Consider the following 16,612-nt stretch of genomic DNA (forward strand, 5'->3'; position numbering starts at 1 on the left):
AATAAGGTTATCTCTCGACGTCTGCCCGGCACGAATGACGTGCGACGCCGCGACGGCCGCGACACCGACGGCCGCCGTCAGCAGCGCGGCGGCGGCACGCGATGAGCGCGTGCCCTTGCACGCCGAGGCGCGGCTGCGGCACGTGGCGACTCGGTGAGGTCGCGCGCGTCGGGACGGGCAAGGTCGCGTGGCGCATCGAGTCGCTCACATCGATCCCAGACCCCGAGCACCCGGGCTACATCTTGGGCACATCGGCGTGCCTTGAACGCGTCGACCGCGCCGACGTTCACACCACTGCAACGACCGACCGACTCCGACACCTCAAGGGATGACAATGACCATGACAACACCTGACATCGAAGTCTTCACGCTGCTCGACCCGAGCGCCGCGCCGACGCAGATGCTCACGCTCGAGGGCTACATCGCCCACTCGGGCAAGACTGAGCGCACCGTGCGCCGGTGGCTCGCAGATGACGAGCTGCCCGGCGCCAAGAAGCGGCCGGACGGCGCATGGATGATCCCGGCGGATGCCGTGCGCACGATCGGCCACGCCGGCCGCGACGTCGTATCGATCGGGGGTGACAGTCAGGTGACAGCACCTGTCAGCCTCACAAGCCTGCTCGACGAGCAGCCGGCGCTACTCCCGCTCGACGTCGCCGCGCGCCTGCTCGGCACCTCGGAGTACTCGATCAAGTCGAACCGCGACATGTTCGACGTGCGCCGCATCGGGCGAGGGCTCGTCGTCCCTCAGCGCGTCGTGCGCGAGCTGGCCGGCCTGTAACCCGAAGACAGGCCCGTGAGCCCCGCCTCCCAAGTGGAGGTGGGGCTCTCGGCTTCTATCGAGACATGCACTCAGATCACGAGCTCCTCGCCGCCTACGCCACCTTCCGATCGGCATCCGGTCACAAGCGATCCTCGATCGCCTACTCCGAGGGGCAGGTGCGACGGATGCTCGCGCGAACCGGCAAGACGCTCATGACGGTCACACGTGAGGATCTCATCGGTGCGCTCGCGGTCGACGTCGCCCCGCACACGAAGCGGCTGATGCGGTCGGCCTACCGAGGCGTACACGCGTTCCTGCAGGACGAGGGATACCGCAGCGACAATCCCGCCGAGCGGCTCCCGAAGCAGCGCGTACCGCGGCGCGAAGCGCACCCCGTCTCGACCGCCGAGCTGCAGACGCTCCTCATGTCGAGCATCCACCAGCGCACCCGGCTCTACGTCCTGCTGTACGCCTACCAGGGCATGCGCGCGGCCGAGATCGCCGCCGTCTCGTCAGGCTCGATCGACTGGCAACGCCGGCGCATCCTCACCCTGAACGCGAAGGGCGACGTGCTCGTGTGGCGACCGCTGCACCCGATCGTCTGGGACGAGCTGCAGTACCACCGACGAGACGGGAACCTGTTCCCCGGCGTCTCGGACGGCCACGTGCGGCCGGCCACCATCTCGACCGTGCTCGCGCGAGCGCTCCGGCGTGCCGGTATCACCGGGCATCGCCCGCACCAGCTCCGCGCCTGGTTCGCGACGCAGCAGCTCGAGGCCGGCGTCTCCGGGCCCGTCGCCCAGGCGAACATGCGGCACGCCGACGCGAGCTCGATGAAGTACTACTACCTGCCCTCGGAGGACGCGCTGCGCTCTGCGATCGAACTGCTGCCGCGGGTGCACGTACCTCGAGGCGGAAAGCGGGGCGCGACACGAGCGCGCCCCGCTTCGGTTCCGTAGGTCAGCGGCTCGGGTTCGCCAGAGCGGTGCCGAGCGCGGCCGCGGTGAGGATGCCCGAGCTCGTGACGATCGCGGTCGCGTACTCGGGCTGCGAGATCGCGAGCACGGGCGCGACGACGACGCCGGCGAGGCCGAGCACGTAGAGCACGCGGCGCGCAGCGAGCGGGAGGAACGACGCCGAGTCGGCCTCGAGCTCGGCGTACGCGACGGGCTCGAGTTCGTACGAGATCGGCTCGTCGGCGGCGTGCTTCGGTGCGGTCGTGTCAGGTGTCGTCATGGTGTCATTCCCTTTCAGATCGTGAATCGTTGGACGATGGCGCCGAGTGCGGCACCGGCGATGCTCGCGAGGCCGGCGAGGGTGTACTGCCGCTTCTCGATCGCGCGGATGCGTGCCTCATGGTCGGCGATGTCGGGCAGCGCTGCCTTGATGACGGCGACGTCGAGCTTCACTTCGTTGATCGCGTCGTAGACCTTGCCGAGACTGGGACGCTCGGTCTCCGCGGCGGTCATGCGTTCGGTCGGCCGTACCAGACGCTGCCGCCGGCCGGTATCTCGCCCTTCGGGCAACCGGCGAGAGCGAACAGGTAGGCGGCGAGGTCGTCGGGCGCCACGTCCATCACGACGCCCCAGTCGCGGAACTCGACGCCGGACGTGATCCGCGTGTCGGGGTGCGCGATGACGACGCCGGGAACGGCGGTGTAGTGGCCGTGCTGCTCGGTTCGGATGAGTGCCATGATGTCTTCCTTCGGGATCGGTTCCGGTTCCGGAACGAGCGGGGTCGCCTCGAGCTCCGCGAGGCTGGCGAGGTAGTGCTCGGGGTTGACGGGTACGCCGTTGCGGCGGAGCTCCTGGTGCAGGTGCACCGGCCAGTTGCCGCCGGTGCCGCCCATCACGGCGCACTCGGCGCCGTACGTGCCGAGCTCGGCGCCGACGCCGACGCGGAACGCGGACAGGTGCGCCAGCAGCGATTCCCACCGATCGCCGCCGGCGTCGCGGCCGTGGTTGATGATGAGCCGGTTTCCGTAGGTTCCCGACCAGCCGGCCGCCGTGACCGTGCCCGGTGCCGGCGCGCCGACGCGCAGGTCGTCGGGGGTCATGTCGCCGTGGCCGAGATCCATGCCGAGGTGGGCCGGCACGTTCGCGCCGGGTACGTTGCGGTCGCCGAACTGGCCGGTGACGCGGCCGCGTGCAGCCTTGATGATCCTCATCGGGCAGCCTCCAATGCGATGAGTCGCGTCTCGATGTCGACGAAGAACTCGGCGACTTCGACGAACGCGGAGAGGGAGACGGTGACCATCTCGGCGTAGTGGATCGAGAGGACTTCGCCGCCGGGGTTGAAGACGACGAACTCGGGGAACCCCGCCTCGAGGAGACGCTCGGCGATGATCCCGACCTCGATGGGTGCCGAGGCGTCGAGGGCTTCGACGGCCGCGACGAGGCGATACTCGACGACGAGGCGGCCGATCGTGACGGCATCGGCGAGCGTGTACACACGCGGGTTGATGTCCTGCTTGAACCGCTCGGCCGAAGGCTGGATGCCGAGGTAGCCGCTGCCGTCGAGCGCAGCGGCGCCCCAGTTCACGGCGACAGTGAAGCCGCGTGATCCTGACGACCGGACGCGGCCGTTGTTCTCGATGTCACCTGTCACGCCGATGCTGCCGTTGACGACGCCCGAGGTGATGTCGGCGAACGAGTGCGTGTGCCCGGACGCTGCCTTGTTCGCCCCGAGCCAGACGATCGCCTGTTCGACGGTGTCGCCGCCGGGCCTGCCGATGTTGGGACTGCTGATGCCGAGGTTGATGCGGGCGCCGGCCGGTGTCGTCGCCCCGTGCCCGCCGCGCTCCATCGGCATGACTGCGGCGGTGCGTCGCGCGATCTCGTCGAGCACGTAGTTGATGAAGTCGGCCCCGTCGCGCACGAGGTCGGTCAGCGGGTTCAGCACCTCCATGCCGGCGCCTGCGGCGTCATCTCCATTGGGCATGGTCAGTCTCCTTCCGGGTTGATCCAGTTCGACCATGCGACGGCCGGTGCGGCCGCCCAGGTGAGGTCGGGGTCGACGAGCGCCCACGCACCGTCGGGTACGTCGGTGAGGCCGCGCGAGGCGATCTGCATGGTGCCGTCGGTGAGGTCGAACACGACACGGCGGACGACGCCGATTAGTTCGGGGGTGTCGGGCAGGTTCACGCGGAGCATCTGCGACGCGCTCACGGTCAGATTCGACAGCGCGACGAGCTCGGCCTCGCGGCCGCGACCTTCGGCGCGGGTGACGGCATAGCGCGCGAAGCCCGGGCCGGGGTACGGGGCTTCGATCTCGAACACGCGGACTCGCGTCGACCCGAGCGGGGCGTAGCTGTCGATGCGCTCGTGACTGACGCCGGTCGCGTCGGTCCAGCGGTAGCGGGCGATCGCAGCGTCGAACCAATCGCCGTCCCGGCTGATGCGGTCGGTGGCCTGGTGCAGGCTGCCGGGCATCGTGAGCTGCAGCATGCCGGGCGCGACGAACTCGACGCCGTCGACCAGGTGCCACTTCCGGGCTTCGTCGCAGTACAGCCGGAACCCGAGCGACTGAAAAAGGGGCTGGATGAAGGCCCACGCGCTGACACCCGGCCGCCAGGTCAGCATGTCCGGTGAGCGGGAGAGGCTGCCGGCGGTGCGGCGCGAGGTCGAGTTGTTCGGGGTGCCCGTCCATGAGAACGCGTAGTCGGCCGCGGACGGGTCAGCGTACGCCCCGCTGCCGTCGAAGTAGGGCGTGAGCGGGCCTTCGTTCAGCATCGCGCAATCGGCGAAGTGGAACTGGCCGGCCGTGTTCCCCGCCGTGGTGATGAACCCGAACACGAACGCGGTGCCGGGCGGAGCGGTCGCGGTCACGCTGAACCGCTTCCACGACGTGGTAGCGGTGGCCGCGGTCGGGCCGGCCGCCTGCGCGAGCATGGTCGATGCGTCGGCGGCGTAGAACCGGAGCACGACGCCGGCGACGCGGGAGATCGAGGAGTGCAGGTATGTCGAGAACGTGTACTGCTTGCCCGCGCTGGCGGGCGTGTTGATGCCGGTGAACGGGAATGCGTCGGAGGCGCCCGCGGCGGCCGTCCAGCGGGCGCACGCGGCGCCCTTGAGTGACGTTCCCGAGATGCTCTGCAGCGCGGATGCGCCACCGCCGGCACCCCACCCGGTGATGTTCGCCTCGAGCGACGGGTTCGTGATCAGGTTGGTGGTGTCGAAGACGAGGTAGAGCGGTGCATCCGTCGCACCGGCTTCGAGAGCAGCCCCGATGCGGGAGAGCACCACGTTGTTGATGAGGGCGCGAACGCTCGCCTGGTGCGCGATCGCCGCCGTGTTCGGCGTCTCGCCGGTCAGGACGTCGTCCATGAGCAGCGCTTCGTCTGATGCGAGCGACAGTTGAAGCTCGCCCGTGCCGTGCACGAGCTCGCTGTCACGGATTCCGAGATTGAACGCACGCGCGCGGTCGGCGATGAACGAGCCGGGGTAGCTCGCTGTCGAGTCGAGGCGGATGCGGCGGTTGTCGCGGGCGTCGAGCAGCTGCAGCGTTTCCTCGTCGGGCTGGGCGATCGTGAGGGTGGCCTGCACGTGCGGCGCCCACGACTCGTCGAGCGTCGCTTCGCCGTTGACCCGCCCGAGATCGACGCCGGCGCCGTCGAGCAGCGTCGCGGTGAGTCCGTCGCGCATCACCGTCATGGTGCGACCTCTTGCCAGGAGAACCCGACGAGCCATGCTGCGCGGGTTGTATCGATGTCGCGGGTGACTCGACCGGTCACGACGAACGTCATGTCGACGACGCCGCGGTCGTGGGCGATCGTCCAGACGGCGGCCGATCGGAGCGCGTTCCGCGCGGCGAGGGCGGCGGCGTCGTCGGGGATGACGAGCGACATCGTGCCCGTTGCGAGCGTTGCCGGCCGCAGCACGACGTCGACGTCTTCACTGCCGATGATGCGGTGCACGATGTTGCCGTGCTCGCTGCTGTCGCCCCACCCGTCGATCGCGGTCGGAGAGATCACGTCGGTGCCGTTCGTGAGCGTCGTCATCACCACACCTGATTTCCGATACGAGTGATCTGCCCGTTCACGTTCACGCTGATCGTGCGGCCCTGCAGGCGCGCGAGCGCGCCCTCGACGCCGGTTGTATCCGCGCTGATGCGGATGGTCTTGTCGCCGAGGCCCGACATCATCGAGGCGACGTTCTGGATCTTCGCGACCTGCTCGTCGAGCCGAGCGTTCCCGGTGCCGTAGGCGGCCGCGACGGCCGCAGCCTTCGAGGCGGCCGTGTCGGTGTCGGTCGCGATCTGCTGCAGCTTGCCGATGGTGTCCGCGTGCCGCTGGTTCTCGAGGAGTACGGCCGCGGCCTTGTCTTCCATTGCCGCAGTGCCGTTCTGAATCTCGGCGATGTTCCGCTTGTGTGCCTCGTTCTCGGCATCCGTGGCGGCGTTCAGGGCCTCCTGGTCGCCGACCATCGCGCGGAGGATGGTCTGAATCGACAGGCCCGTAGCCTCGTTGATCGCGAGCGCCTCGCCCCATTTGCCGGTGTCGTCGGCGAGATCGGCGATCGCCTGATTCACCTGTTCGTCGGAGAGGTACTTCGACCCCGCCTCGAGGAATGCCTGATACATGTCCGAGACACGCTCCTCGGACTTCTTCGAGTTCTCCTCGATCGAGGCCCAGAGCGCGCCGAGCCCGACAGCGGCGGCGATGCCCGCAGCGGCTCCGATCGGCCCGAAGCCGGCGAGGCCGTTCGCGAGGGTCTCCTGCGCGAAGTCGCCGACATCATCGAACCCGCCCGAGAAGGATGCCGCGGCCTCGCGGCCAGACTGCCCGGCCTCGCTCTTGAAGTCGTCCAGGCCCCGCTTGGCGCCGTCGAGGCCGTCGTCGGAGGACTGCTTCATCTTCCGGTAGGCGTCGCGGTACTCCCGGTCGATCGCGTCAGCGGTTTCCTTCGTCTCATCCTTCAGCCGCTCGGTAGCCTTCTGCGCGTCGCGCATGCCGTCCTCGAGCTGGTCGGGGCCGCGCGACTTGCCGAGCTTGTCGACGGCGTCGGCGGCGTCGCCGAGAGGCTTGATGAGCCCGGTCTCGATGCCTTGTTTCGCGGCCTTGGTGTCGGCGGCGATGCCCACGGTGTAGCCGGCCATGTCAGCGGGCTCCCTTCTCGAAGGTTTCGGCGATCGTGCGGTAGGCGGTCTGCATCCAGAGGGATGCGAGACGCGGGATGGACTCACGTACGGCCGGGTGGAAGACGTAGCCGCGCGAACGGGGCGGCCCGACGACGCGGCCGAGCTGCCGGGTGTACCGGTTCCCCTTGCTCGAGCGCTGCGAGACGCGCTTCGTCGGGGTCGCGCCGAACTCGACCAGGTGCGCGATGTCACCTGTCTTGACACCTGACGACAGCGTGCCGATCGTCGCCGACTTGAGGGTCACGTTCGAGTCCGACACCGCGACACGGGCGGTGTCGGACAGCACTCTCGTCTGCAGCCGAGTCGTGACGTTCGCCCGCACGGACTCCTGGAAGATGGGTTGGGCCTCGGCCTTCGTCTCACCCCGCACACGCGCAGCGAGCTCACGCTCGAGGGAACGCGCGACCTCAGTGAGTCGCCGCAGGTCGTCGGAGACGAGCAGCGAGATCCGGCCGAGACCCATCGGTCAGACTTCCGGGTCCCAGACGGGCTGGCCGTTGACGGGCAGTTGCAGGGTGCTCTGCGCGATCGAGGCAGCGGCACCGCCGACGGACGGGTCCCGGCAGATGGCGTTGACGGTGACGCCGCGACCGCCGCCGACGGGGGTGAGCTTGAACGCCTTCACCTGGCCGGCGTTGATGCGCATGTAGTGAGCGGTCGACGTGTCGGTTTCCCAGTCCTGCGCGATCCCGAGGGACAGCATCCACGAGGGCGTGCCCTCGACGTTCACGATGCCGCCGCCGATGTCGCGGAACTGGGAGGTCGGCACGGTCGGGTCCAGCTGGGCGGAGTTGACGGCCGAGGTGTGGTCGTCTGCGGCGACGGTGAGCGTGGATGCGCCGATGAAGAACGGCTTGGTGACGATCGTGGGCATGGGTGCCTCCTCAGGCTTTGGTGGTGATGGCGTCGAACTTGCAGTCCCAGCCGAGGTAGGGCGAACCTTCGCGGACGCGCACCTTCTCGGCCTCGTCGAGCTGCATCCATCCGGCGGTGCTCGAGGCGACGGTGTGGAGCAGGGTGAGCACGTCCTCGTCGAGGGCGTTCTCGGCTTTCACGTCGTCGGTGAGCGGGCTCGCGATGGTGAGCACGACGGAGTTCGTGAACGCGGCGGCGGGTGCTTCGGCGGTGGGCTTGATGCGGAGGTGCTTGAGCGTGACGGTCACGCGCGTGATCTTCTCGGGTGTCTTCTGGTTCGGGATGAACCGCCACCCAGCGGGCAGGGCGTCCTTCACGGCGGCCGTCAGTTTCGCGCGGAGCGTTTCAGCCGGCATCGAAGACTCCCTCGGTTGGACGGATCAGGCCGCGCACGGTCTTGTCGAGCGGGCGCGGCGTATAGCTGAATCCGTCGAGGCCGGCGTCACCGTTCGAGTCGACGCGGCCGGCGTTCCAGAGGTTCTGCGCCTGCTGCATCTGCGCGTACACGAGCCGGGCGGGCGCGGCCGCGGGGCGGGCCACGGCCGCGTTGTCGTCGTCGAGGGATTCCGGGGCGAAGGCCCAGACCTGATCGGCCGCGATCTCAAGGAGCATCGCGAGCGTTTCGAGATCCTCGGCCGGTGCTACCGGCCACGCCGCGATGAGCCGTTCGAGCTGTTCGTCGGGCTGCTCGGCGAACCAGGCGTAATCGGTCATGAGTCTTCGCCCCGGCGGCTCAGAGGCTGATCTTGACGAACGCTTCGGGGCGCGCCTTGAACGTCTGCAGGTAGCCGTGGAACGCCCGGTCGATGCCGCCGCGAGCGATCTCAAGCGCGTCGATCTTGAGCGGCCCGTTCGGCACCTCGTCGAAGTGCACGCCGTAGTTCGCGCCGACGATGACGGCGCCCTTCCCGGCGGTGATCGGGGCGCCCACGTCGCCGCGGACGATGGTGATCTTGTTGTCGAGGCCGGCCTCGCCGTTGAGCGCGCTGTTGATCGCGATGCTCACGAACGCGGGCAGGTTCTGCTCACCGCCCGAGGCGTAGGCGAGCTCCTCGAACGCGGCGTCGTTCGCGATCGCGAACGTCGGCAGGTCGCGGCGGCCGTCGGCCTTGATCTTGCCGAGGGCCAGCATGCCCTGGATGAGCATGCCGAGCGCTTTCGGGTACGTCGCCGGGTACTTCGTGGTGTCGGCAGCGACCGCGGCACCACCGACCGACACGAAGTCGGCGAGGGCCGACTCGTCCGCCCAGCGGTGGTAGTCCTCGACGAGCAGCTCGAGGAACGAGGCCACGACCTCTTGGCCGCCCTCGAGGTCGTAGAACTCGCGGCCGATGTCCTCACCGAGCGCCCAGTTCCGGCGGGTCGACTGCGCGGTCTGCACGAAACCGTTGCCCGACTTGATCGCCGTCTTGTCGCCGGCCCAAGCGCCGTCGATCTTGTCGACGGGCACGGCCTCGGTGCCGCGCTTGATCTTGAAGCCCTTCTTGCCGGCGATGCTGATGTCGGTGCCGACGGTGCCGAGCGGCAGGTACATGCGCGTGTAGCCGATGCCCTGGTTGATCTGGCCGAGCCAGTGCGCCGGCGCCACGCCACCCGACAGGGTGGTCGTGGTGACGTCGTTGAGGGCGGCGAGCACGGCGAGAGCCTCGGGGTTCTGACGGTCGCTGCGGAGCGTGTTGAGCGCGGCGTACACGTCGCGCACGTCGGTCTGGCGGGCCTGCACCTCGACGGCGACGGGAGCGCCGCCGATCTGGGTGACGGGCACGGTGGCGGTGGCGGTGACGGGCACGGTGGTTTCTCCTTCGGGGTCTTCCTCCGCGTCGGGGTCTTCCTCGACGACGACGGTGCTGGTTTCGGTGATGGTGGTCGTGGTCTCTTCGACGCGGCGCCACGTGTCGCCGGCCTCGTCGGTGTACTCGGTCACGTAACGCGAACTCGAGGTGGCGGTCGGTTCGTCGGGGGTGTCGGCGGCGAGCACCATCGCGGATGGGAATGCGCCCATCCCGACGAGCGCGGAGCCCCACAGATTGCCACCGACGGCCTTCGCGGCCTTGATGATCGCGTGGAACTCACCCGAGAGGCGGCGGCGTTTGCCCTTCGGGTTGAGCGCGTCAGCGAGAGCGTCGTCGCCGGCGGGTGTGTTCGCGATCGCGAAAGTCGCCATGACGCCCGCGGCTTCCTCCCAGACGCGGGTGGCGCGCCCGACGGGCTGCGACCGGTCGTGGTCGAGGTTCAGTGTGATCACGGCGGGGTCGGCGGGCAGGTCGATCGCGCCGGCCTCGACCATGAACCGGCCGGCGTTCGTGCGGCCGATCTCGTTGAACGGGATGAGCAGGCCGGTGATGGTGCGGTCTTCGAGGGAGGCGAGGACCTCGCCGCCCTCGTACTGGATCAGGCTCTCGGGCATACTCAGGCGTCCTCGTCGGTGGCCGGCGGGATCGGCAGTGCGGAGGCGGCGCGCTCGGCGACGGCGCGCAGGTGCACGAGTGCGCCCGCGGTGTCGGGGTGGCCGGCGGGCAGCTCCTCGAGCACGCCGGCAAGGATCGCGACGGCGACGGCGAGGCGCTCCTCGAGCGAGGCTTCGTCGGTGACGAGCTGCTCGGGCTCGGTGTCCTGGTCAAGCTCGGTGTCAGGTGCGGTGTCAGGTGACACGGTCGCGGGGTCGGTGGTCTTCGTCATGGTCAGTCCTCACTCGTGGGGTTGGTGTTCGGGGTCGGGACGGCCATGAGGCCGGCCAGGTCGGCGCGGATCGACTTACCGGGGTCGCACACGTCGTCGAGCGAGACGCGCGCCTCGATCGCCTGCACGAATCCCTTGGTGCCGAAGTCGTACAGCTCGTTCCGGGTGGCGCCGCCGGCGCCCGCTTCGGAGGAGTAATGGATGTCGCTGCCCGAGCCGTCGCGGGCGCCCTCGATGATCGACGCGGGCACGGCGGAGTGGTTCGCGATGTCGAGCCGGATCGCGTTGCGGCCCTTCTCGAACAGGTCGGCCGAGGTCTGGCCGAGTGCGGTGACCTTGATGAACGAGGGTGTGAGGGCGGTCTGCCCGCCGTCTCGGCGACGGTTCTCGTTCCAGTCGTCGACGATCTTCCGCTTCTCTCTGCGGGTCAGGCCGTCGTACTTCGGGTCGTCGATGTGCAGCTCGGTCGCGGGTGCCGGGTTCTTGACCCGTTCCATCCATGCGCGCTCGATGTCACGTGACGCTGTCAGGGTGTCCTTCGCGTCGATGAGGATGCCGTTCTCGCCGTAGCCCATGTTGATCGGCACGAGCCGGGCACGGTACTCGGCGGGGATGCGGTCGTCGGTGACGACGACGCGGCCGGTCTGCTGGTTCACGCCCCACATCCCGAACGGGATGTGCAGGGCGTCGCCCAGGTCGTCGGTGATGCCGAGGCAGGCCCACCCGTTCATGAACAGGTCGGAGGTGACGCCCCACATCCGGTGATACGGCGAGACCCCGGATGCCGAGTTCGTCAGCCAGCCCGGCTGCGCGGTGTCGCGCTGGTCGCCGTCCATCTGGAAGAACGGCAGCGACGCCACGATCGAGCAGTGCAGCCGGTGCGCCCGCTTCACGCCCGGCACGCGCAGCGCCTTCTCGCGGGTCATCACGTCGGGCATCTCGCCGAGGAGCTGGCCGGCGGCGAAGGTCTCGAACTCCGTCGGCGGCGCCCAGGGCGACACGATGCCCGGCGTCGCCGGCGGTCCGAAGAGCAGTTCGCGCCAGAAACCCATGACCGAAACCGTAGTGTGGACATTCCACAACGTCACAACCAATGCGTTGTGGATTGTCCACAGGTCAGCCGAAGACGATCTCCGCCTTCGCGGGCTTCTCATTCGCCTCGCCGAGGAACTGCAGCGCGAGCGAGGTCGCCTCGATCGGGGTGATGTCAGCGCCGAAGTCGCCCTTGGGTCGGCCGAAGCCGAAGCCGCCGGCGGTGCCGATCGCGCGCTTCACAGCGATCGTGACGGCCTGGTCGAGTTGCGGCGATCGCCAGTGCCGCAGCGTGTCGTCTTTCGGGTCGAGGAGCTTGAGTACCTTCGTCGCGCCGCGGCGCACGTCGCTCGTCGCGGCGGGCGTGAGGTCGGGGCGAGGTGCCGCACGCGTGAGGGTCTCGACCTCGACGCCGGCGGCCTGCGAGAGCTGGTCGTAGATGATCGGCGTCTTGTACTTCCGGGCGAGGGTGAGCGCCTTCGTCGCAAAGCCCTGCACGCCATGCTGGTGCCAGAGCAGCCCGATACCGATGCGGGGCTTGCGGTCAGGCACCTGCCCGTCGAGGAGCATCGCTGCGGCGACCAGGTCGTCGTCGGTCTCGTCGTAGTGCCAGGCGGCACCGATCGAGGCCCAGAGCCCGTCGGGGTGAATGGCGATCGCCATCGTGAACCGCTTCGGCGGCGGCGGCGGGTCGCCCGGCAGGGTGCTGCGCTCCCAGTGCGCCGGCGGGATGAGTCCCGTGTTCGAGCCTTCGGAGCCGAACAGGCCGAGGTACTCCTCGAAGAACTGCTCGCGGTCGAGGCCGTTCCAGTTCTCCTCGATCTTCTCGAGCGTGGTGAGCCCGCTGTGGATGCCCGGATGCATGCCCTCGACGAGCTCGCGCACGTGGGCGCGCGGGTGGTCCTCGTCGGGTTCCCACGCCTCGAGCTCCTCGGGGTCGATCGTGTCGGCGACCGTGAACCGGATCACGCCGGCCTTCTCGTCGTTCACGAGATCCCAGAGCACATTGCTCTCGCGGTACTTCGCGGCGGTGCCGGCCACGATGAACTGCCCGTCGGTCGTGTCGAACGCGGGCAGCACGGCGGCCTTGATCTCGGCGCCCATCTCCGGCGAGGATGCACCGCCCTCGTCGGCGACGAGCGTCTCGTAGGCGCCCGAGCGGAACGCGTCACCGTCTGGCGAGAGGATCGCGAGGACCGAGCCGTTATCGAACTCGACGCGCTCGGTGCCGTTGCCCTTGTAGAGCTTCACCGGGCGGTCGTCCTTGTCGGGCCACTTCCTCGTGATCGGCCCGTACACGTCGAGCCGGTACCGCTCGGCGGTCTTCTTCTGCGTGGTCAGCATCGAGTAGCCGGCCATGTGCGCCTCGTCGAGCCAGCACCGGCCGAGCAGCACGCACCAAAGCGTCGTCGTCTTCGACGATCTGCGGGGCAGGATCACCGCGTTCTTGAACCGGCCGGCGGCGAGCATGTCCACGACGCGGAGCATCTGCGGCTTGATGTTCGCGAGCAGCCCGCGCCGGTCCCTGGTCTTCGTCTTGTCGAGCAGCCACGCGCCGATCAGGAACGCGGCGCGATCCTTGAGCGTGGTGATCATCGGGGTATCGACGAGTGGTTCGAGGCCCGAATCCCGCACCGCGACCCACGCCGACTCCTCGAGCAGCCAGTGATTTCTGACGGCCTCGGGGAGGTCGTCGAGGTCGAGCTCGTCGGTCATGATGTGGCTTTCGTTGGGGAGAGAGATGTCTGAAGAGCCTTGGCGGGGGTTGCACCGGCCGCGCCAAAAAGAACCGTGCTGTATCGTCCGATGGCATGAAGACTTCGACCGTGATCATCGTGTCGACGCTCGCCGTAGTGGCAGTCGCGGGCGGTGCAGCGTCGGCGATCTACATGGCGGGCGACAACGCGGTGCACGACGCGGCGTGGACGGCGTGCGTCGATGCGAACTACGCGCCGTACGAGAACGCGATGGGCGGTGACCCTGTCGACTACCTGGTACAGGCAGCGCAGCAGTGCGAGCGCCACACGGAAGATGCGCTGCGCAGCTACCTCGACAGGTAGAGTCCGCCTCACCACGGCAGCAGCCCCTTGGTGCTCGAGGTGCGCGCCTGCTGTCGCGCCGCGCCGAGCCTGCCGCCGGCAGCACGGTTGCCCATGCATCGGCCGGACTTATACCGGTGCTCGGGTGCGAGGTTGTCGAGGCCGTGCCCGCCGTCGGGGTTGATGTGGCCCACATCGTAGGTCTGCTCCTCGGCGATGAGCCGGCCGCAGCGCCAGCACGTCACGTCGTCGTCGCGCTTGCGACGCTGCTGCACCTGCGCCCGGATGATGCGTGCGTTCTTCCGGTACTCGGGGTCGGCGTGCTTGGCACTCATGCGGCGAGCAGCCCGTCGACGAGTTCGTGTACCAAGTCGACGTGGCTACGGCCGAGGCTCGCGGCCACGTCATCCTGCGCCTTGTGCACGGTGGCGATCAGGCTCGCGACGGCGAACGCGTCAGCCCAGTTGTCAGCGGCGTCGATGACCTCGCCGTCGCGGTTCAGTACTACCCAGCGTCCCGAGACGATCGAGCGCTCGACACGGTACCGGCGAACGTCAGGTGTCGTGTCAGGTGTCGTCGCGGCGGGTGTGATGATGCAGCCCCAGGCGCAGTCGATGCCGCAGACGTGACGATACGTCATGCGGCATCCGCCTCGTCGTCAGCGTCGCAGAGGAGCCACGACGCCCGGTCGAGCATGCTGAGTCCATCGTCGATCGCGAGGAACCAGTGATCCCGAGTCCGTCGCACGAGCACACCCGAGACCAGCTCGTACTCGTCGGTGCCGGGCTTCCACTTCACGAGCTCGACCGGCGCAGGGCGATCCTTCCGCAGGTGCACCACACCGCCGCCATACTCTGAGCTGGCGCGGCGATCGTCGGATTCGATCGCTCGGGCGGCAGCGGCGGCCTCCCGAACTTCTTTCATGTCGGGTGTTGTCATGCTGTTGTCCGTTCGGTGAGGTTGGCGTACATGGCTTGCAGCTCGGAGGTCGAGTAGCTCGGGCCGGGCACGATGACCTTGCCGCCGAGCAGGGTGGTGCGGCCGTCGTCGCGGTTGCCGCATCCGTGGATGCACCATCCGCTGTCGGGCAGGAACTGGTGCCGCTTGTCGGGCATACAGTCGAGCGGGTGGGCGCCGTTCATGACGCGCTCCTGTCTCGCTCGTAGCGCCAGCCCGGTCGATCGGTGTCGCAGCGTCTGCAGACTTCGCGCCATTGGCCGTGCCAGTCGTGTCCGTCGCGGCTGCACCTGGTCGCCTCGCCGGCGCGAGCGAGGCCGTGCACGAGGTCGTCGTCGATCAGGGCGAGGAAGTAGGCGAGCGGGTCGCGCTGCTCGGCGAGCTCGCGCACCGGGCCTCGGGCGTGGATCGCGCCGAGCAGGCTGCCCGCGGTCGTCGCCGGGTGCAGGTTGCGCTGCTGCAGCCCGTTCGCCAGCCGGCCGATGTGCACGTACCGCACCAGCCACGGCATCCGCCGGTCGAGGTCAGCCGCGAGCCGCTGCACCCAGACCGGCCGCGCCCTCGATTCACTCACAGCTCGTCTTGTCTTGGTCTTAAGTAGGTGACTTTCAGGCTCGAAGGAATCTCTTCGAGATAGAGCGACACTCGACTGATCAGCGGGACGGGCCGCGTGTGCTTGGGGCTGGTTCTCCACAGTCGTGAGTGCCCTGGTCGACGCGGCTTTGATCTGCCCTGCGGCGGCCTCGGCGCGCTCTTTCACGGTGAGGTAGCGGCCCGCCTGCACGGTGCGCGAGAGGCGCATCCGCTCGAGCCACGCACGAGCGCGCTGCACGGTCCGGTACGAGATCCCGAGACGCCGGCCCACCGTGCGGTTCGAGGTCGCGACATCGCGCCCCGAGGTCGAAGTCGCCGAGCGTGCGTCAGCGCGAGCGACCTCGCGCACGCGATCGGCAGCGACGCGCAGCTCACGGCGCGCGCGATCGCCCGACTCGGTGTGTAGCAGCTGCTCGACCTGGGCGAGCCACGCGCCGCGGCTCGCCCAGGGACGGATGCCGTCATACGTGCCCGGCGGCGAGATGATGCTCACGACGCCGCTCTCAGCACCGCGGCCGCGGCACGATGCTCTGCGGCGACCTGCCGGTGCCAGAGCACGTCGCGAGGATCGACGGAACGATCGGCCATCCGCTCATGCGTGTATGCCGACTGCTCGAGGTGACGGGCGGAGCCCTCGTGAGGTGGCAGCGGGCGTACCGGCGCGCGACGCTGCGCAGCGCTCATGCTGCTGCCTGCATGTCGCAGTGGCAGGGCACCGAGAGGCCGGCCCTGCTCGCGTCCGTGGTCGATGAGAGCACGGCGGGCCCGTTCTCGTGGCGCAGGATGATCGGGTAGCGCGCGCTCTTGTCGTTCACGCTGCAACCTCGTCGTCATCGACTGCGGGCTCGTCAGCATCGACGTGCTCGTGCTCGCGATCTCGCATGTATCGGTCGAGTTCGTCGGCCGTGAACAGGAACGCACCGCGCGGCCCCGGTGCCTTCGCGAACGCGCGCAGCCGGTCAGCTTTGACCAGCCGCGACACGTCTCGAGGCGTCGTGCGGAGCTTGGCGGCGATGTCGCGAGTCGACAGCAGAGTCAGTATCCCCATGCGCCCACTATGGCGGGCAAACACGGTAAATGGCAAGCAACGGCGAATTGCAGCGTGTCGGCCTCAGGGCAGACACTTAATTCGGCGCGTCCTCTGGACAATCCGCCTGAACTGTCGCTAACTTTGGCAACATGAGCCAGACACTCACGATTGCCTCGGCGGCAGCCCACCGCCGGCGGCCTGAATTCACCATCGGCGACAAGCTGCTGAAGGCGCGCGTCACTGCGGGCCTGACGCAGAACGGCCTCTCGGACATCATCGGCGTCTCGCAGACGGCGATCTCGTCGGCCGAGACGGGCCAGTCGACGCCGCACCGCTCGACCATCATGCTCTGGGCGGCGGCAACCGACGTCGACCTTGACTGGCTGCTCGAGTCGCTCCCACGCCGCACGCCGCGCGCGTCGACGGCTCACCAGGTTACGCGGAAAGGGTCGGCAAATAAGGTTA

General features: G+C 68.7%; 26 protein-coding genes. 4 read left to right on the top strand and 22 right to left on the bottom strand.

Annotated elements, in window-relative coordinates; genetic code table 11:
• The first annotated feature begins 340 nt into the window (after nucleotides 1-340).
• Entirely contained in the window at nucleotides 341-781 is a 441-nt protein-coding gene (locus VPH61_RS18685; RefSeq protein WP_332065028.1) for a hypothetical protein, read from the top strand.
• 65 nt (nucleotides 782-846) lie between these two features.
• On the top strand, nucleotides 847-1,722 hold the full coding sequence (locus VPH61_RS18690; RefSeq protein ID WP_332065029.1) for a tyrosine-type recombinase/integrase: 876 nt from the start codon (nucleotides 847-849) through the stop codon (nucleotides 1,720-1,722).
• Nucleotide 1,723: 1 nt separating this feature from the next.
• Here the strand turns inward: VPH61_RS18690 and VPH61_RS18695 are convergent, their stop codons facing one another.
• The 15 genes from VPH61_RS18695 to VPH61_RS18765 form a co-directional block, all read right to left on the bottom strand.
• Entirely contained in the window at nucleotides 1,724-1,999 is a 276-nt protein-coding gene (locus tag VPH61_RS18695) for a hypothetical protein (protein ID WP_332065030.1), read from the bottom strand.
• A 14-nt stretch (nucleotides 2,000-2,013) separates the two neighbouring features.
• Nucleotides 2,014-2,232, bottom strand: coding sequence for a hypothetical protein (locus tag VPH61_RS18700; RefSeq protein ID WP_332065031.1), 219 nt, complete (start codon nucleotides 2,230-2,232; stop codon nucleotides 2,014-2,016).
• Complete coding sequence (locus tag VPH61_RS18705; RefSeq protein ID WP_332065032.1) at nucleotides 2,229-2,930, bottom strand: murein hydrolase activator EnvC family protein; 702 nt, start codon at nucleotides 2,928-2,930, stop codon at nucleotides 2,229-2,231. Before VPH61_RS18705 ends, VPH61_RS18700 begins: the two co-directional genes overlap by 4 nt.
• Nucleotides 2,927-3,703, bottom strand: coding sequence for a hypothetical protein (locus VPH61_RS18710; RefSeq protein ID WP_332065033.1), 777 nt, complete (start codon nucleotides 3,701-3,703; stop codon nucleotides 2,927-2,929). Before VPH61_RS18710 ends, VPH61_RS18705 begins: the two co-directional genes overlap by 4 nt.
• Before the next feature lie 2 nt (nucleotides 3,704-3,705).
• The gene (locus tag VPH61_RS18715; protein ID WP_332065034.1) at nucleotides 3,706-5,415 is read right to left on the bottom strand and encodes a hypothetical protein; all 1,710 of its coding nucleotides are present in this window, start codon (nucleotides 5,413-5,415) and stop codon (nucleotides 3,706-3,708) included.
• Nucleotides 5,412-5,762, bottom strand: coding sequence for a hypothetical protein (locus VPH61_RS18720; RefSeq protein WP_332065035.1), 351 nt, complete (start codon nucleotides 5,760-5,762; stop codon nucleotides 5,412-5,414). The genes VPH61_RS18715 and VPH61_RS18720 overlap by 4 nt, the downstream gene beginning before the upstream one ends.
• Nucleotides 5,762-6,859, bottom strand: coding sequence for a hypothetical protein (locus VPH61_RS18725; protein WP_332065036.1), 1,098 nt, complete (start codon nucleotides 6,857-6,859; stop codon nucleotides 5,762-5,764). Before VPH61_RS18725 ends, VPH61_RS18720 begins: the two co-directional genes overlap by 1 nt.
• A gap of 1 nt (nucleotide 6,860) precedes the next feature.
• Entirely contained in the window at nucleotides 6,861-7,364 is a 504-nt protein-coding gene (locus VPH61_RS18730) for a hypothetical protein (RefSeq protein WP_332065037.1), read from the bottom strand.
• 3 nt (nucleotides 7,365-7,367) lie between these two features.
• Nucleotides 7,368-7,775: a hypothetical protein gene (locus VPH61_RS18735; RefSeq protein WP_332065038.1), complete on the bottom strand. Its 408-nt coding sequence runs from the start codon at nucleotides 7,773-7,775 to the stop codon at nucleotides 7,368-7,370.
• 10 nt (nucleotides 7,776-7,785) lie between these two features.
• Nucleotides 7,786-8,172 carry a hypothetical protein gene (locus VPH61_RS18740; protein WP_332065039.1) on the bottom strand — a complete coding sequence of 129 codons (387 nt, stop codon included), beginning with the start codon at nucleotides 8,170-8,172 and terminating at the stop codon, nucleotides 7,786-7,788.
• The gene (locus VPH61_RS18745; protein WP_332065040.1) at nucleotides 8,162-8,530 is read right to left on the bottom strand and encodes a hypothetical protein; all 369 of its coding nucleotides are present in this window, start codon (nucleotides 8,528-8,530) and stop codon (nucleotides 8,162-8,164) included. The genes VPH61_RS18740 and VPH61_RS18745 overlap by 11 nt, the downstream gene beginning before the upstream one ends.
• 19 nt (nucleotides 8,531-8,549) lie before the next feature.
• The gene (locus tag VPH61_RS18750; protein ID WP_332065041.1) at nucleotides 8,550-10,223 is read right to left on the bottom strand and encodes a hypothetical protein; all 1,674 of its coding nucleotides are present in this window, start codon (nucleotides 10,221-10,223) and stop codon (nucleotides 8,550-8,552) included.
• 2 nt (nucleotides 10,224-10,225) lie between these two features.
• On the bottom strand, nucleotides 10,226-10,495 hold the full coding sequence (locus VPH61_RS18755; RefSeq protein WP_332065042.1) for a hypothetical protein: 270 nt from the start codon (nucleotides 10,493-10,495) through the stop codon (nucleotides 10,226-10,228).
• A 2-nt stretch (nucleotides 10,496-10,497) separates the two neighbouring features.
• Nucleotides 10,498-11,547 carry a hypothetical protein gene (locus tag VPH61_RS18760; RefSeq protein ID WP_332065043.1) on the bottom strand — a complete coding sequence of 350 codons (1,050 nt, stop codon included), beginning with the start codon at nucleotides 11,545-11,547 and terminating at the stop codon, nucleotides 10,498-10,500.
• 64 nt (nucleotides 11,548-11,611) lie between these two features.
• Nucleotides 11,612-13,243, bottom strand: a complete 1,632-nt coding sequence (locus tag VPH61_RS18765; RefSeq protein WP_332065044.1) for a hypothetical protein — start codon at nucleotides 13,241-13,243, stop codon at nucleotides 11,612-11,614.
• A gap of 110 nt (nucleotides 13,244-13,353) precedes the next feature.
• Between VPH61_RS18765 and VPH61_RS18770 the strand changes: the two genes are divergently transcribed.
• Nucleotides 13,354-13,587 carry a hypothetical protein gene (locus tag VPH61_RS18770; RefSeq protein WP_332065045.1) on the top strand — a complete coding sequence of 78 codons (234 nt, stop codon included), beginning with the start codon at nucleotides 13,354-13,356 and terminating at the stop codon, nucleotides 13,585-13,587.
• 8 nt (nucleotides 13,588-13,595) lie between these two features.
• Here VPH61_RS18770 and VPH61_RS18775 read toward each other — a convergent pair whose 3' ends face one another.
• From VPH61_RS18775 to VPH61_RS18805, 7 genes are all read right to left on the bottom strand, one after another.
• On the bottom strand, nucleotides 13,596-13,901 hold the full coding sequence (locus VPH61_RS18775; protein ID WP_332065046.1) for a hypothetical protein: 306 nt from the start codon (nucleotides 13,899-13,901) through the stop codon (nucleotides 13,596-13,598).
• Nucleotides 13,898-14,206: a hypothetical protein gene (locus VPH61_RS18780; protein ID WP_332065047.1), complete on the bottom strand. Its 309-nt coding sequence runs from the start codon at nucleotides 14,204-14,206 to the stop codon at nucleotides 13,898-13,900. The genes VPH61_RS18775 and VPH61_RS18780 overlap by 4 nt, the downstream gene beginning before the upstream one ends.
• Nucleotides 14,203-14,490, bottom strand: coding sequence for a hypothetical protein (locus VPH61_RS18785; RefSeq protein ID WP_332065048.1), 288 nt, complete (start codon nucleotides 14,488-14,490; stop codon nucleotides 14,203-14,205). The genes VPH61_RS18780 and VPH61_RS18785 overlap by 4 nt, the downstream gene beginning before the upstream one ends.
• Before the next feature lie 11 nt (nucleotides 14,491-14,501).
• The gene (locus tag VPH61_RS18790; RefSeq protein ID WP_332065049.1) at nucleotides 14,502-14,708 is read right to left on the bottom strand and encodes a hypothetical protein; all 207 of its coding nucleotides are present in this window, start codon (nucleotides 14,706-14,708) and stop codon (nucleotides 14,502-14,504) included.
• Nucleotides 14,705-15,610: a hypothetical protein gene (locus VPH61_RS18795; protein WP_332065050.1), complete on the bottom strand. Its 906-nt coding sequence runs from the start codon at nucleotides 15,608-15,610 to the stop codon at nucleotides 14,705-14,707. The genes VPH61_RS18790 and VPH61_RS18795 overlap by 4 nt, the downstream gene beginning before the upstream one ends.
• Before the next feature lie 187 nt (nucleotides 15,611-15,797).
• On the bottom strand, nucleotides 15,798-15,932 hold the full coding sequence (locus tag VPH61_RS18800; protein WP_332065051.1) for a hypothetical protein: 135 nt from the start codon (nucleotides 15,930-15,932) through the stop codon (nucleotides 15,798-15,800).
• Nucleotides 15,929-16,165 carry a helix-turn-helix domain-containing protein gene (locus VPH61_RS18805; protein WP_332065052.1) on the bottom strand — a complete coding sequence of 79 codons (237 nt, stop codon included), beginning with the start codon at nucleotides 16,163-16,165 and terminating at the stop codon, nucleotides 15,929-15,931. The genes VPH61_RS18800 and VPH61_RS18805 overlap by 4 nt, the downstream gene beginning before the upstream one ends.
• 131 nt (nucleotides 16,166-16,296) lie before the next feature.
• Here VPH61_RS18805 and VPH61_RS18810 point away from each other — a divergent pair.
• Nucleotides 16,297-16,612, top strand: a 316-nt coding sequence (locus VPH61_RS18810; protein WP_332065053.1) for a helix-turn-helix domain-containing protein, incomplete at its 3' end; no start/stop codon positions are given.

The sequence above is a fragment of the Agromyces sp. CCNWLW203 genome, from assembly GCF_036576125.1.
GTDB lineage: Bacteria > Actinomycetota > Actinomycetes > Actinomycetales > Microbacteriaceae > Agromyces.

What these genes read in the sequence shown, in the direction of transcription:
- VPH61_RS18685 (WP_332065028.1), top strand. Translation starts at nt 341, where the DNA reads ATGACAACACCTGACATCGAAGTCTTCACGCTGCTCGACCCGAGCGCC.
- VPH61_RS18690 (WP_332065029.1), top strand. Translation starts at nt 847, where the DNA reads ATGCACTCAGATCACGAGCTCCTCGCCGCCTACGCCACCTTCCGATCG.
- VPH61_RS18695 (WP_332065030.1), bottom strand. Translation starts at nt 1,999, where the DNA reads ATGACGACACCTGACACGACCGCACCGAAGCACGCCGCCGACGAGCCG.
- VPH61_RS18700 (WP_332065031.1), bottom strand. Translation starts at nt 2,232, where the DNA reads ATGACCGCCGCGGAGACCGAGCGTCCCAGTCTCGGCAAGGTCTACGAC.
- VPH61_RS18705 (WP_332065032.1), bottom strand. Translation starts at nt 2,930, where the DNA reads ATGAGGATCATCAAGGCTGCACGCGGCCGCGTCACCGGCCAGTTCGGC.
- VPH61_RS18710 (WP_332065033.1), bottom strand. Translation starts at nt 3,703, where the DNA reads ATGCCCAATGGAGATGACGCCGCAGGCGCCGGCATGGAGGTGCTGAAC.
- VPH61_RS18715 (WP_332065034.1), bottom strand. Translation starts at nt 5,415, where the DNA reads ATGACGGTGATGCGCGACGGACTCACCGCGACGCTGCTCGACGGCGCC.
- VPH61_RS18720 (WP_332065035.1), bottom strand. Translation starts at nt 5,762, where the DNA reads ATGACGACGCTCACGAACGGCACCGACGTGATCTCTCCGACCGCGATC.
- VPH61_RS18725 (WP_332065036.1), bottom strand. Translation starts at nt 6,859, where the DNA reads ATGGCCGGCTACACCGTGGGCATCGCCGCCGACACCAAGGCCGCGAAA.
- VPH61_RS18730 (WP_332065037.1), bottom strand. Translation starts at nt 7,364, where the DNA reads ATGGGTCTCGGCCGGATCTCGCTGCTCGTCTCCGACGACCTGCGGCGA.
- VPH61_RS18735 (WP_332065038.1), bottom strand. Translation starts at nt 7,775, where the DNA reads ATGCCCACGATCGTCACCAAGCCGTTCTTCATCGGCGCATCCACGCTC.
- VPH61_RS18740 (WP_332065039.1), bottom strand. Translation starts at nt 8,172, where the DNA reads ATGCCGGCTGAAACGCTCCGCGCGAAACTGACGGCCGCCGTGAAGGAC.
- VPH61_RS18745 (WP_332065040.1), bottom strand. Translation starts at nt 8,530, where the DNA reads ATGACCGATTACGCCTGGTTCGCCGAGCAGCCCGACGAACAGCTCGAA.
- VPH61_RS18750 (WP_332065041.1), bottom strand. Translation starts at nt 10,223, where the DNA reads ATGCCCGAGAGCCTGATCCAGTACGAGGGCGGCGAGGTCCTCGCCTCC.
- VPH61_RS18755 (WP_332065042.1), bottom strand. Translation starts at nt 10,495, where the DNA reads ATGACGAAGACCACCGACCCCGCGACCGTGTCACCTGACACCGCACCT.
- VPH61_RS18760 (WP_332065043.1), bottom strand. Translation starts at nt 11,547, where the DNA reads ATGGGTTTCTGGCGCGAACTGCTCTTCGGACCGCCGGCGACGCCGGGC.
- VPH61_RS18765 (WP_332065044.1), bottom strand. Translation starts at nt 13,243, where the DNA reads ATGACCGACGAGCTCGACCTCGACGACCTCCCCGAGGCCGTCAGAAAT.
- VPH61_RS18775 (WP_332065046.1), bottom strand. Translation starts at nt 13,901, where the DNA reads ATGAGTGCCAAGCACGCCGACCCCGAGTACCGGAAGAACGCACGCATC.
- VPH61_RS18780 (WP_332065047.1), bottom strand. Translation starts at nt 14,206, where the DNA reads ATGACGTATCGTCACGTCTGCGGCATCGACTGCGCCTGGGGCTGCATC.
- VPH61_RS18785 (WP_332065048.1), bottom strand. Translation starts at nt 14,490, where the DNA reads ATGAAAGAAGTTCGGGAGGCCGCCGCTGCCGCCCGAGCGATCGAATCC.
- VPH61_RS18790 (WP_332065049.1), bottom strand. Translation starts at nt 14,708, where the DNA reads ATGAACGGCGCCCACCCGCTCGACTGTATGCCCGACAAGCGGCACCAG.
- VPH61_RS18805 (WP_332065052.1), bottom strand. Translation starts at nt 16,165, where the DNA reads ATGGGGATACTGACTCTGCTGTCGACTCGCGACATCGCCGCCAAGCTC.